12 protein-coding genes are annotated in these 13477 nt (G+C 46.9%); all 12 read right to left on the reverse strand.

The annotated features are described in order from the left end of the window. Window positions 1–181: 181 nt before the first annotated feature. Window positions 182–1903 (reverse strand): phospho-sugar mutase, encoded by a 1722-nt coding sequence (locus MKY44_RS26095; protein WP_341009199.1) that lies wholly within the window; start codon window positions 1901–1903, stop codon window positions 182–184. A 111-nt stretch (window positions 1904–2014) separates the two neighbouring features. After that, on the reverse strand, window positions 2015–2446 hold the full coding sequence (gene fabZ / locus MKY44_RS26100) for a 3-hydroxyacyl-ACP dehydratase FabZ (RefSeq protein ID WP_036613058.1): 432 nt from the start codon (window positions 2444–2446) through the stop codon (window positions 2015–2017). 487 nt (window positions 2447–2933) lie between these two features. Continuing rightward, window positions 2934–3158 (reverse strand): DNA-directed RNA polymerase subunit beta, encoded by a 225-nt coding sequence (locus MKY44_RS26105; RefSeq protein WP_017691949.1) that lies wholly within the window; start codon window positions 3156–3158, stop codon window positions 2934–2936. Between the two features lie 12 nt (window positions 3159–3170). Further along, window positions 3171–4010, reverse strand: a complete 840-nt coding sequence (locus MKY44_RS26110) for a flagellar hook-basal body protein (protein ID WP_076319216.1) — start codon at window positions 4008–4010, stop codon at window positions 3171–3173. A 44-nt stretch (window positions 4011–4054) separates the two neighbouring features. Beyond that, a complete protein-coding gene (locus MKY44_RS26115) occupies window positions 4055–4939 on the reverse strand; it encodes a flagellar hook-basal body protein (RefSeq protein ID WP_341009201.1) in 885 nt (294 codons plus the stop codon). A 102-nt stretch (window positions 4940–5041) separates the two neighbouring features. Next, window positions 5042–6040, reverse strand: coding sequence for a rod shape-determining protein (locus tag MKY44_RS26120; RefSeq protein ID WP_341009202.1), 999 nt, complete (start codon window positions 6038–6040; stop codon window positions 5042–5044). Window positions 6041–6259: 219 nt separating this feature from the next. After that, window positions 6260–6547, reverse strand: a complete 288-nt coding sequence (gene spoIIID / locus MKY44_RS26125) for a sporulation transcriptional regulator SpoIIID (protein ID WP_024632710.1) — start codon at window positions 6545–6547, stop codon at window positions 6260–6262. 170 nt (window positions 6548–6717) lie between these two features. Then, window positions 6718–7455: a M23 family metallopeptidase gene (locus tag MKY44_RS26130; RefSeq protein WP_091036305.1), complete on the reverse strand. Its 738-nt coding sequence runs from the start codon at window positions 7453–7455 to the stop codon at window positions 6718–6720. 1029 nt (window positions 7456–8484) lie between these two features. Further along, the gene (spoIID, locus tag MKY44_RS26135; RefSeq protein ID WP_341009203.1) at window positions 8485–9825 is read right to left on the reverse strand and encodes a stage II sporulation protein D; all 1341 of its coding nucleotides are present in this window, start codon (window positions 9823–9825) and stop codon (window positions 8485–8487) included. 468 nt (window positions 9826–10293) lie between these two features. After that, window positions 10294–11640, reverse strand: a complete 1347-nt coding sequence (murA, locus tag MKY44_RS26140; RefSeq protein ID WP_082762960.1) for a UDP-N-acetylglucosamine 1-carboxyvinyltransferase — start codon at window positions 11638–11640, stop codon at window positions 10294–10296. A gap of 522 nt (window positions 11641–12162) precedes the next feature. After that, window positions 12163–12420: a DUF1146 family protein gene (locus MKY44_RS26145; protein ID WP_017691941.1), complete on the reverse strand. Its 258-nt coding sequence runs from the start codon at window positions 12418–12420 to the stop codon at window positions 12163–12165. A 605-nt stretch (window positions 12421–13025) separates the two neighbouring features. Further along, window positions 13026–13430 carry a F0F1 ATP synthase subunit epsilon gene (locus MKY44_RS26150; protein WP_091036299.1) on the reverse strand — a complete coding sequence of 135 codons (405 nt, stop codon included), beginning with the start codon at window positions 13428–13430 and terminating at the stop codon, window positions 13026–13028. Window positions 13431–13477: the final 47 nt, after the last annotated feature.

Here is a 13477-nt window from a genome sequence, read left to right on the forward strand (position 1 = left end):
GTTCAGCTCAAGTAATTCGTTCATTTAACATTTATACAATAGGTTACAAACAGCTTGTGTCAACAAGCCCTGTTATATGCTAGAACCATCTACACTTTTATTTCAAAGAAAAACCCCTCCGCCAACCAACCTTACGGTGCGGAGAGGCCTTCTCATGTTCTTGCTCATTGTTGCATTCGTATTATTGTGCGTCTACACGCGACATCACTGTAGTCACCAGACGCTCGATCCAGCTTTCCGCATCTTCCAAATTCTCTCCACGCACGGCGAAGTATACTTTGATCTTCGGTTCTGTTCCTGAAGGGCGCAAGCAGAACCATGAACCGTCTGCCAAAATGAACTTCAGTACGTCCGCCTTCGGAAGACCGTCCAGACCAAGGGAGTAGTCCAGTACATCTTGTACAGCAATTCCCGCTACTTCTTGTGGCGGATTGGAACGCCAATCCGTCATTTTGGCTTGAATCTGAGCCACGCCGTCTTTGCCTTTCAGCGTACGGGACTCCAGCTTCTCCAAGAAGTATCCGAATTGGTTGTACAGCTCTTGCAAGACATCATACAACGTCTTGCCTTGGCTCTTATAATACGCAGCTGCTTCAGCAATCAGCATCGAGGCAAGGACAGCATCCTTGTCACGGGCATAGTTACCGGAAAGGTAGCCATAACTCTCTTCATATCCGAACAAGAATGTATGACTGCCTGTTGCTTCGAACTGGTTCATTTTTTCACCGATATATTTGAAGCCTGTCAGTGTGTTCATCACTTCTGCCCCGTAATGTTCGGCAATGACAGCACCCATCTCACTTGTTACGATTGTTTTGACAACCGCACCGTTGCTTGGCAGTGTACCTGTCTCTTGCAGGCGACTGAGCAGGTAATGTACCATAATCGCACCAGACTGGTTTCCGGACAAGACGAAATATTTGCCATCATTGTCTTTCACCACAGCACCCATACGGTCTGCATCCGGATCTGTTCCGATCAGAATGTCAGCACCAACGGATTCCCCCAACTTCATTGCGAGGGTAAACGCTTCGCGTTCTTCTGGGTTAGGGGATTTCACGGTAGAGAACTCAGCATCCGGCTGTTCTTGTTCAGCTACAATGTGCACTTGCTCGAATCCGATCTGCTCCAGCACGCGACGTACAGGGATGTTACCTGTTCCGTGCAGCGGTGTATAAACGATTTTGAAATCACGGCCTATGCCGGATTGGATCAGTTCACGGCTCAGACTGCGGCTTGCTACGATATCCACAAACGCTTGATCTTGGTCTTCACCCAACCAGATCAGGAGTCCTTGAGCTTCTGCTTCTTCTTGCGTCAGCTTCTTCACGTCAGCAAGGGAAGGCACTTCCTGGATGTACTGAATGACTTTTTCCGCTTCATCCGGTACCAATTGACCGCCTTCATGATTGTAAACTTTATATCCGTTGTATTCCGGTGGGTTATGACTCGCTGTTACAACGATTCCGCCAGTTGCCTTCTGATGACGCACCGCGAATGACAACTCAGGAGTTGAACGCAGGGATGGGAACAGCTTGGCTACAATGCCGTTTCCAGCCAGTACAAGCGCAGCATCCAGTGTGAATTCAGGTGAGAAATGACGGGAATCATGAGCAATGACAACAGAAGGTTTGCCTTCTTGGTCACCATGCTGCTCAAGCAAATAACGCGCAAATCCTTGCGTTGCCCGACCTACGGTGTAACGGTTCATCCGGTTGCTTCCGGCACCAATGACTCCGCGCAATCCACCTGTACCAAACTCCAGGTTTCTGTAAAAACGTTCCTCCAGCTCTTTCGGCTGATCCTGCAAGTCACGAAGCTCCTGTTTCGTTGCTTCATCAATCGAAGCATCCTCCAACCATTGCTGCAACGTCTCTGCTGCTGCTGTGCTTAACTGTTCCATTCCGATAAACCCCTTCCGTCTATATAAATTCAGGTGTGCTGAGTTACTACAGCATCTTGCATCATTCGGTCCGTCTACGTTCCTGCATGATGTCAATGCTCACGTATGTAATCAGCTTGGGTCTGACAGTGCAAACATAATCTCGCCTTCAGCGACCACTTTGTCGTTCACTCGGGCAGTTGCTTTACCTTTACCAATAGAACCCTTCAGACGTGTAATCTCCACTTCCAGAATCAACGTATCTCCGGGCACAACTTGTCCACGGAATCGGAAGTTGTCCAGTCCCGCCAAAAAGCCGATTTTTCCTTTGTTGCCTTCCAAATTCAGAATGGCTACTGCACCAACTTGCGCCAGCGCTTCTGTAATCAGTACACCCGGCATTACCGGATACTCTGGGAAATGACCAATGAAGAAAGGTTCGTTAATGGTTACGTTTTTCAAACCAACGGCACGTTTGCCATCCTCAATCTCTAGAATCTTGTCCACCAGCAGAAACGGGGGGCGATGCGGGATGATTTCTTGAATCTGTTTGATATCGAGCACAGTGTAATCTCCTCTCGGGATGTTTATATGAGCGTTCTTCATCATGGATTGACTCTTAGCGCTACGGTGGTCGTTACGGTTACGGATCGTCCCTCTGATCGCTGTTGTCTCCGAATTTTTTTGATCAACCTCAGAGAGGTCAAAATTCGGTGACAAAGGCGAGCGCTTTGCTTCTTCTGAACGATTCCGTTCCCTCCACTTACTTCGGTGCTGCAAGGTCAACCCCCACATGACAAAGTCGAAGCTCATATAAATGGTTTTTTAATTTTTAAATTTTGTATGGAAAGCATATTTTGGGTTAACACTAGTTATATCCTTCATGACTGCAGTAGTGAAGGTTAAGATAAGGGGTCTCTCTTCGCGATGACGAATGTCTTTCGCAGGGGAGGCCTCTTTTGTGACGTCAAACGTCATCCATCATTATACTGTTTTCAACGTCAAAAAGAAAACTCCTGCCTGCGCAGGAGTTTTCGCTTAACTCGTTACATTATGGAGCGAATACCAGATTATATACATGTTCCCATGTACTCCATTGCCATACGGAACCGATATCCTGTTTGCCCAGTACCACATATCCAGCTACCATTCCGCCAGCGAGGGCAAGAACAAGCAGGACCGGAACCAGGAACCATCTTGCGATGCGCCATCCACTCTTCTTCTTCTTGACTTCCTTTTTCTCCGGCTTACTGTTCTGCTGCTGTGTTTCTGTCATCACATTCACCTTTTACGCTCTCATATTGTTGGCAAGACCCAACATGGAATCACTTGAAGTTAGCGCCTTTGCCGCCAGCTGATATGTCCGCTGTCCTTGCATAAGCAAAGACATCTCCTGTGTCAGATCAACGTTGGATTGCTCCAGAAATCCTGGTCGGATCAAGGCCGCTGCTTGACGTGTAGCTGCATTAGCGCCAAATACATCATCTTCGGTTAATCCCGCGTCCAGACCAAACAGGTTATCCGCAAACTGCACCAGCCCCTCAGGACGTTCAATGTCTACCACTTGCAGCTGTGCTCCAATGGTTGCGTTTGCCGCATTACCGCGTCGGATTAACAGGTTGCCATTTTCATCAAAAGCAACTTTGCTATTATTCGGTGCGGTAATACGATTGCCTTGACGATCCAGGGCAAAGTGGCCTTCGCCATTGACCATCACCATCATATCAGGTGAATTCGGAGTAGGCTTAGGTCTTGTATCAGGTACAAAATGAAATGCACCCTGACGTGTCCACATTTTCTCCCCATTCGCTTCAACTGCAAACATCGCATTTCCTTCAATGGCCAGATCGGTCGGAAGACCAGTCTCGTTCAAGGGGCCTTGAGACATATCCTTCGTTACATCTGCCAAACGAGCACCAAAACCGAGGTTATATCCCATCGGTGTGGAACGTCCATCCAGTTTGTACTTATCCGGTTGTTGTTGAACCCGGGTCAGCACATCCTCGAAGGCCGCTTGCTTGCTCTTATAGCCTGCCGTATTCACGTTGGCAATATTATCGGAAATGACATCCAGACGCTGCTGTATGGCAGTCATGGAAACCTTGGCACTAATCATGGAATTATTCATCGGTGGTTAACCTCCCGCTGCGCGGTTATATTTAAACGTCGGCGTTATACACGCCCGACTTCATTGACGGCTTTATCCAGACTGCGGTCGTAGAATTGTACGATCTTCTGGTTCGCTTCATACGCACGGTATGCAGCGTTCATATCAACCGTTGCCTGTGAGGCATCAACATTGGAACCTTCCAGGTATCCCTGACGGATCTGCACATTATCACCAGCTGCCATCATCCGGGACGTTGCCCCGTTTGCATCGCTGAGACTGAAATTGCCATCACCTTGACGAACCAGTTGATTCGGCTGGTCAATGACACTAATGCCAAGAGTAACCCCTGTTGGTGCACCTGTTGCTGCATCCACTAAACGACCTTGCTCATCCACTTTAAATTGCTCTACGGAACCTGTCAACACTACGGGTTGTCCATTATTATCCAACACTTGTGAACCTGTTGAACTCAGCAATTGTCCCGTTCCTGTTATCTCGAAGTGACCATCGCGTGTATATCCGGTGTTACCTTCTGCATCCTGAACTGTAAAATACGCCTGAGGCTGGTAAGTCACCGTGCCGTCGGCCCGTACAAATTTGCCTGATGCGTCAAACGGGACAGGTTGTCCAGTCTGCGGATCATTGACAGTCATATTGGATGAAATGGAAAAATCATTTTTCTGCCCAGTCTCCATAATGGTCCCCTGCAAATTCATGGACAAACTCTCTTCCGCGAACACCCCCGTGTTCAGCTTGCCCAGCCGCTTTGTTGGAAGATTTGCATCTCCGCCTACCAAAGTAATGAGCATTTCCGGGAAGGAACGGCTTACGCTGTTCACCTGTTTGTATCCCGTGGTGTTCATATTTACGATATTCTGTGTTGCTGTGTCATGGCGGCGTTGTTGCGTAATCATTCCCGCAGTAGCGGTGTACAGACCTCTTAACATGAATTAACCCCTCTCCTCAAGCGCTTGACCTGCATCGCAGGTTGGCTGCTTGTCCGTTCTGCTTTCCGAGCATGGCGAACCTTTGCTATTTATATCGGCAGATTAGAACTTTTTCTTAACCACCTGATCCAAATTATTAAGCATTATGCCTGTCCCCTTCACGACACAGTGCATTGGATCTTCCGCCACCCATACCGGTACATGCAATTCATTGGACAAAAGCTCGTCCAGTCCGTTCAGCAATGCACCTCCACCAGTCAATACAACACCACGGTCGATAATGTCCGCTGACAATTCAGGCGGTGTACGTTCCAATACCGATTTGGCTGCCACGATGATGGATTGCACGGAATCCCAAAGTGCTTCCTGTACTTCATTTCCCGATACCGTTACGGTAACAGGCAGACCGGATACCATATCGCGTCCGCGAATGTCCATCTCCGTTTGAAGTCCACCCGGATGTACGGTACCAATCGCAATTTTGATATCTTCAGCGGTCCGTTCACCGATCATGAGCTTGTACTTGGCTTTGATAAACTTGATAATGGCTTCGTCGAACTTGTCCCCTGCGACTTTAATAGAAGAGGCGGTGACCACGTCGCCCATAGAAAGGACTGCAACGTCAGTCGTACCGCCGCCGATATCCACGACCATATTGCCGCTCGGCTGAAAAATATCCATTCCCGCACCGATCGCTGCCGCTTTCGGCTCTTCTTCCAGAAACACTTCTTTGGCACCGCTGCGTTCTGCCGCCTCACGGATGGCCTTCTGCTCCACGGAAGTAATGTTCGTTGGTGCACAGATCAGAATCCGAGGGTGGCTGTACCAGCTTCTTGCACCCACACGATTAATGAAATGTCTGAGCATCGCTTCTGTAATCTCGAAGTCCGCAATAACGCCGTCACGCAGCGGTCTAATGGCAACAATGTTACCTGGAGTACGCCCCACCATACGACGCGCTTCTTCCCCAACAGCAAGGACACGCTTCGTATCTCTTTCAATGGTCACGACGGAAGGTTCATCGAGGACAACCCCACTTCCTTTCACGTGAATAAGCACGTTCGCCGTGCCAAGATCAATACCGATATCCTTGCTAAACATAAAAGAGCCCCCAAAGTGATATTATTTGGTCAGCGTATCCTGTGAAAAAGAGTCCCTTATCACGTCACCGCTCGTTCGACAAAGTGCAACATATATATGTAAAAATCGGGCTGATAAGATGTCATAATTCGATCCTGTACCAGCTTTTAACATATCATACTTCAGGGGAGGGATTCAATGCATGTGTGAGCTTTTTGGCCTACGTCTTTGTGAAGATGCTTACGATTTGGCGGAAGCCAACACCTCACGTTTCTTGCCACTCGTTTTTTTGTATTTAATTTTGGTCGCTTCACCGCCCCGCAAATGGCGGATGGACTTGTGATACTCCAAAATGTGTTTCACCTGGTCAGCAAGATCAGGGTTGATTTCCGGCAGACGCTCCGTCAGATCCTTATGCACAGTACTCTTTGACACGCCGAATTCTTTGGCTATGGTACGGACCGTATTCCTCGTCTCAACAATGCAGCGACCAATTTTGATGGTCCGTTCCTTGATGTAATCGTGCACGCTCCCGCCTCCCTACTGTGTGGATAGTTTGGTACATTATATGAGGAGCATGCCTATATATTCGCGGTTTAGAGGTGTGACAAGCTTCGAAGGTCCCATTATTTTCTGAAAAGCACAAAAAGAGCAGAGGTTCAACCCTCTGCCCATCATGTTGCTACGGTAAAATTCATTTATTTTTCCGGAAGATATCCTTGCGGGTTAACTGGCTGTCCGTCTTCGTACACTTCAAAGTGAAGGTGGTTGCCAAGCGTTTTACCCAATTCATTGACGCCAGCGGATGCAATCGCATCTCCCTGTTTCACTTCGTCGTCCTGTTTCACTTTGACGTCTGCCAAGCTTTGGTATACCGTCTTTAGGTTATCGCTGTGTGTGATTTCCACAACCTGACCTGTGAGCGGATTTTGCTCAACCCGGGTAACTTTACCGGCAAGCGCTGCTTTTACTTCAAACGTTTTGTTATCCCCACGAGCCAGATCCACACCCGTGTTTGGGATGAATGTATCATTGTACTGCACCATTGCCGCTTCATGTTCCTCGGTTGAAGCTTCGCTATCATAGAAAGGTTTTACTACCGAAATTTCGGACGGTACCGCTACCGGCCATACAAAATTCTCCGACTTTGCAACAACTTCCACACTTTCTTCTTCGCCTACTGCTGTTCCTTCTGTACCCACCGATGCGCCTGTTTCTACTGCTTCTTTAGCAGAGTCCGGGTTCATAGCTTTGTCGCCTGTTCCCTGATAGACCCACACTAAGGTTAGTATAATGCCTGCTGCTGCGATGTAGGCTGCCGGGAAGACCCAGCGTTTGGACATTGCTCTTTTCCATGAAGAGGGCTGACTAGCCGGTACTCCTTGAGTTGTTTTAGGAGTTTCTTCTTGGTTTGTTTTTTTGTTTTGTTCATTCATGTTAATCACCTCAGTAACAAGTGTTACCGGGTGCAACTCTTTTATACACGCGCGACTCTAATTATTTTCACGGAGGTTTCAGAGAGTGCTATATATGTGTGGGGTGAGTGGCAGTACATGCGCCGCTTCGGGGCCAGAAAACCTTTCGACCGCTGGTTACTACCAGATTTCTTCTATCAGCTTCTTCAAAGGTGAAATCCGGTAGTAAAGGCGGACACTTCGTTTCTACAGGTCTTTTCTGTCCCCTGCGCTCTCCATACGCTAGAACTCTCCGCATATATAGCCGAATCTCGAAAGCTCCGGAATGGGTGTTGGTAGACTGGTCCGGATTGGCTTGTAGAGGCCAATCCTTCTATGAAGTTCATTTATCGGGAGAGCAAAATGATATAGGTTGTGACTGGATAATGCAGATTTAAACCGCCCAGGTTCTTTAAAGTGAGATGTGAGATTAGGGATAGACATGGCGCCCCACTACTGACTGTTCCATTTAACATCTAGATTTGAAAGAAGATGAATCATGAATGGTTACAGTATAGTTAGAAGTTGCTTGGTAGACAGGGAAATAAGTCAATTTTTTAAACTTAGGGCTTGGAAACTTGATTTCAACATTTTGATTCTGATGTTCGGCTTGCTTATTGCGGAATGATCATGTAGTGAATGGCAGTACCCTCAATTTTGCTAATGATTAGATAATATAATATTTCTAACGAACTCAGGCGGCCTTATTGGCGGGGAAATCGTGGCTTAGGAATTTTAACGAACCGTAGACACGCTAATTACTCTTTTGGGCGCTATTATCGGATCAGCTCGGTGGTATATCGTGATATAGCGTGTCTGAGGTTCGTTAGAATTTTCATTCATCTTGATAACGCCCAATAAGGTCTGTCAGATTCGTTAGCGCGCCAAAGCTTATATGGGAAGCCTGATCATTTCGTCCAAACAAATCTAAACAGCTCTCATCCCCTTACATTTGCACACATTTGCATCCATTCGAATTAATTTACATTTATCCATCCGTGTTCATCTCTCCTACTTCGATGCAAGCATCTTGGATGCCTGTCCGAATGAGATGCCGGTATAGTAGTGTTTGAGAATCTGGGTGGCCGTGTGTCCCTCCTGCGCCATGCCGTTTGCTCCCCATTGGCTCATGCCAACCCCATGCCCATACCCGAACGTTGTAATCTGGACCTCATCACCTGTGGTCTTCCAACTGAACTGGCTGGATCTTAATCCGAGCAGCTTACGGACCTCAGGGCCGCTGAATGTTTCACCTGCGATCTGCATTTCCTTAATCCGATGCCCTTTGGTTGTAGACAATACTTCCATCCACGATCCACTCTTCTGGGTGGTAACCGGAATGGCATCCAAGTTTAACTTCTGCAGAATCTCATTACGCTTCATGGTAACGGTCTGCTTGAATCCTGGTGCCAGATTTTTGTCCCACGGACTGTCTACACTTTGCAGATAGGGCACAGCGTTCCCCCATACATCCTCGGCATTCTCGGTATACCCATTACTTGTGGAAAAAAAGGATGCGGTGATTGCCTTGCCCTGATAGGTCATCACCGTATCTCGACTTTCGCGTACAGCCTGTTGCAGCTTCTCCCATTCCTTTGCCTTCCCTAGACGCGTCCAATCCGCTTTCACCTGATCTGGCGGAATAAACACCTGATGGCTGACCGTATCCGTCACATCCGCCGCACCTGATGGAACACCGCTTGTATCACTAGCAGCAAGTCTTCGCACGATAAATGTGCGAGCTGCTATCGCCTGTGCCTTTAACGCCTCCAATCTGAATTCCGCTGGCATCTCAGCTGCCACTACCCCGGTAACATAGTCTTCCAATGGCAGATTCATCGTTGTGCCTGTTGCAGACAGGTATACGCGCACTTTGGGTTCAGGGTACGTAACAGGAACGGCTGGCGCAGGAGCTGGGGTTCTTGAACTGCTTGAATCTGTTGGAGCAGGCACCGGTTTTGGTGATTCGTTTGTCCGCGGCCATACCAGAATTACCGGAATTAGCAACGCCATTGCCAATAAGGCAGATACAGCGGCAGCAGGTTGCCATCGCGTCGTATTGCGCCCCCAACGGGGTTTTCGTCCAAATGTCCGCATTCGGCGACGCTTCACACGGCGGAACTGGTCCAGCTCAATAACAGGTATATGAAAGTGCTCGGTTGTCTGTCCGTTCAGCTCATCTGTCGACACCCGCCCTGGATTGGATAATCTTGCAGGCTGTGATGGAATAGTCCTCAGGTTCGATGGGGCAGGCTTGTCTTTTTCCACTCCAGAAATGGTATTTCCCTCCGGCTCTTGCATACCTGGACGAGGGACAAGGGGTACCTTTACCTGTACACGAGCTTCTTTCATTCGAATATAACCCTCCGTTATCTATGGCCGGTCATGTGCCGGTCGTGTTGTTCAAATCCATAGTTTAGGTTATGAGCTGGCTTGATCTGATAGAACCTGATTTAAGAGAAACGAGGCCCTATTCGTTCTGTTCAATTTTCTGTTTTCTTTTGCTATGTACATCTTAGAAACGTTGATCTGTCGCTGAATACCGGTGTTTAATTGGAACCGACACTCTATATAAAGTACGCTCTTTCATTTGGTTCAGAATCGAGACAGAATACGATGTTATGCTATACAAGTTAGGACCAGCTATTAATAGAATCAGGTATCAACTATCTCGTTGTCTTCTTAAAAATAAACACAAAAAAAGCCAAGCCAGATGGCTTAGCTTTATCATTTTTACAATATACGTTCCATCACATTCATAATCCACACAACTGTGTGACTCATAATTGGGGGGCCATATTTTTTCTATTCAAACCAGCGTTAAGCCAAAGTTGGTTGCACCTTAAACATCGGTACTTCTTTCTCCACTTTTTCACTAGGTGCTTTGGTTGCTTCCAGCTTAGGCTCATCAACCGAGATCCGATAGATGTCAGCGCCAAGTCCGTTAAGCTTCTCAGCAAGATGTACATAGCCACGGTCGATGTGATGAACACCGCCCACTTCCGTTGTACCTTCAGCAACAAGACCTGCAATAATGAGTGCGGCACCCGCACGCAAATCGGTAGCTGTTACTTTGGCACCCTTCAGTTTGGCATTACCTGTGATGATGGACGAACGTCCTTCAACTTTGATCTCCGCATTCATCAATTGGAATTCATCCACATGCATGAATCGGTTTTCAAAAACAGTCTCTGTCACGACACTTGTTCCTTCAGATGCAAGCAAGAGTGCCATCATCTGGGATTGCATATCTGTCGGGAATCCTGGGTATGGTAATGTTTTCACATCCACAGCCTTAAGAGGACGATCTGCGATTACACGCACGCCATTCTCATCCGGTTGGATTGTTACACCCATCTCTTCAAGCTTCGCGATAACGGAGCCTAAATGATCAGAGATTGCACCTTCAATGTACACGTCACCACCAGAAATTGCAGCAGCAGCCATATACGTACCAGCTTCTACCCGATCCGGAATAACGGTATGTGTAACACCTGTCAGTTTCTCCACACCTTCAATGCGGATCACTCCAGTACCAGCACCACGTACGATGGCACCCATCCCATTCAGGAAGTTGGCAAGATCCACAATCTCAGGTTCTTTTGCCGCGTTCTCCAGAACAGTTACACCTTCGGCCAATGTTGCAGCCATCATAATATTTTGAGTGGCACCTACGGAAGCCACATCCAGATAAATTTTCGCGCCACGCAACCGTCCTTGGCTACGAGCTTCGATATAACCTTGGCCCAAGCTGATCTCTGCGCCCATGGCTTCAAAACCTTTCAAATGCTGATCAATAGGCCGTGTACCGATGGCACATCCACCAGGAAGTGAGATTCTTGTATGACCCATACGAGTCAACAAAGGCCCCATGACCAGGAAAGACGCCCGCATTTTACTTACCCATTCATACGGGGCTTCACAGGAAGTAAGTTTCTCCGCATTTACGGTAATCACTTCGTCCCGGTATGTAACTCCCGCTCCCAGCGATTCCAACACCTTGTTAATCGTCATCACATCGTCTAGAGGAGGCGCGTCAATAATAACGCTTTGTCCTTCTTCCCCTAAGAGAGAGGCAGCGATGATCGGAAGAACAGAATTTTTAGCGCCGCTAACTTTGACACTTCCGGTCAACCTTTTGCCACCGCGGACGATAAATTTGCTCATCATGGTTCCCTCCGCGCTTTTATTCCCTTTTCTTCATTCCGGAATACGTAAGCCCCACTATGCTAGAAAGGACTGTTGCTGTGTGTGGAATTTCGACATATTCTGGCATATTGCCACAGATGTCTGTTCAGAAAAGAATTGGTTTTTATAATCCATATCAATGATACCATGTGCCGTGCATCTTGCTATTCAGCATGTAAAAATCAGTGTCTTACAAGCCAGCAGAGCATCAGAACAGACAGAGTGGGATGGTTATTAGCCGGCATGAACCGGATATCCCGTTTATAACTACAAAATAAGTGAACAATTGTGAATTCCCTAACTTCCATCATAACATTGTTGAATTGTACGATACAAGCATTTTTACATAAAACATCTCAAATTCATCCAATTTTACGTCACATTTTTTTCTTAATTTTTTTACCGACAACTCATACTCTAATTGTTAACACAATTAATCGATGTTATTCGACAATGAGCAGCTTGAAGAACCTAACAGATGATTAACCAACCATCTCAACATTAAAACAAATTACGCAACATTTGAGTCCAGGACAAGTAGTCAATGACAAAGCCAGCAACGGCATGCCCCAAAATGATGGCGAGCAACAAATGCAACAGTCTTCCCTGAGCACCTCGTGGTTGCCTGATGATTAAATCCAGTTTGAGATTTGTCAAAGCCCACCAAGACAACGCTATACATAACAGGGAGACGATGATTGAGACCAAGCCGTTGGTGCTTAACGCCTGGTTCACCTGATTCGTCAAATCAGTATCCATATATTCTTTACCTCCACATTTGTTGCAGCGATCAGCATATCATATGCCCGGCACCCATAACTTGTTAGTATACTGGAATGTCTTGAGCACAACATACTGAGCGTACTGTCAGATTTACTCCTGCCAGGCAGGAATCTCCTGATGCCCAATCACCGAGCAGCAACAATGCGGCTGTGCATGACTATGGAATCTACTACGCAGCTTCCTGCTTCTGCTGACTCTATGGAATATAGGCTCTTTCATCATACATTGTCAATTACATTGATTTCCACTTCTAAAATATTTTAATTTTAAAATGCCGGGATTTTGTGACTAAAACGACATAAAAGAGCGCTATTTCGATATCGATTCTGTCATTTCCTCGGAAATAATTTAAATTTACTCATGAAAAAAATGGTTCTCTTAGTGGTAAATGCGCCCACTACTTTAGTCCTACATTCTATTCAAATCCTCATAATCGGTGAATATTTTGCTTAAAATACTTCTGTTTACTGAAGGGATAGGATGGATGTGTAGTCAGCCATTTTGATATATTCGATAAAACAATTCTATCAACAAACTCAAAAAAGCCCGGCAGACTAAGCCGCCAGGCTTCAAAGAATCGTTTATTTGCCGAACACATTAATCCGGTTAACCGCTTTTTGCAGCGCAATCTCTGCACGACGGTGATCAAAGTGGTCCTGATTGCTTTGGCTTGCAAGCCGACGTTCTGCCCGCTCTTTCGCCGCACGCGCACGATCCACATCAATGTTTTCCGGGAATTCAGCACTCTCTGCGAGTACAACAACCTTATCTTTACGAACTTCGATAAACCCGCCACCGATAGCAACTCGTTTATTTTCTTTTCCGTTATGGATATAGATTGGTGCAATCTGCAAAGGTGTAACCATAGGAATATGACCTGGCAGAATGCCCAGTTCCCCTTCAATACCACGAGCCGTAATGCTATTCACCTGTTCTGAATAGACCAAACGCTCGGGTGTTACGATTTCCAACAAAAAGGTGCTCAATTCCATCCCTCCTGAAATATCCGAAGGATAGCCCGCTTCATAAGGAC

The sequence above is a fragment of the Paenibacillus sp. FSL R7-0026 genome (assembly GCF_038004485.1).
Classification (GTDB): Bacteria; Bacillota; Bacilli; order Paenibacillales; family Paenibacillaceae; genus Paenibacillus; species Paenibacillus xylanexedens_A.

Excerpts from the sequence above, each read along its gene's own strand:
- MKY44_RS26110 (WP_076319216.1), bottom strand. The coding sequence starts at position 4,010 with ATGAATAATTCCATGATTAGTGCCAAGGTTTCCATGACTGCCATACAG.
- MKY44_RS26115 (WP_341009201.1), bottom strand. The coding sequence starts at position 4,939 with ATGTTAAGAGGTCTGTACACCGCTACTGCGGGAATGATTACGCAACAA.
- MKY44_RS26095 (WP_341009199.1), bottom strand. The coding sequence starts at position 1,903 with ATGGAACAGTTAAGCACAGCAGCAGCAGAGACGTTGCAGCAATGGTTG.
- murA (WP_082762960.1), bottom strand. The coding sequence starts at position 11,640 with ATGAGCAAATTTATCGTCCGCGGTGGCAAAAGGTTGACCGGAAGTGTC.
- MKY44_RS26145 (WP_017691941.1), bottom strand. The coding sequence starts at position 12,420 with ATGGATACTGATTTGACGAATCAGGTGAACCAGGCGTTAAGCACCAAC.
- MKY44_RS26105 (WP_017691949.1), bottom strand. The coding sequence starts at position 3,158 with ATGACAGAAACACAGCAGCAGAACAGTAAGCCGGAGAAAAAGGAAGTC.
- MKY44_RS26130 (WP_091036305.1), bottom strand. The coding sequence starts at position 7,455 with ATGAATGAACAAAACAAAAAAACAAACCAAGAAGAAACTCCTAAAACA.
- MKY44_RS26120 (WP_341009202.1), bottom strand. The coding sequence starts at position 6,040 with ATGTTTAGCAAGGATATCGGTATTGATCTTGGCACGGCGAACGTGCTT.
- spoIID (WP_341009203.1), bottom strand. The coding sequence starts at position 9,825 with ATGAAAGAAGCTCGTGTACAGGTAAAGGTACCCCTTGTCCCTCGTCCA.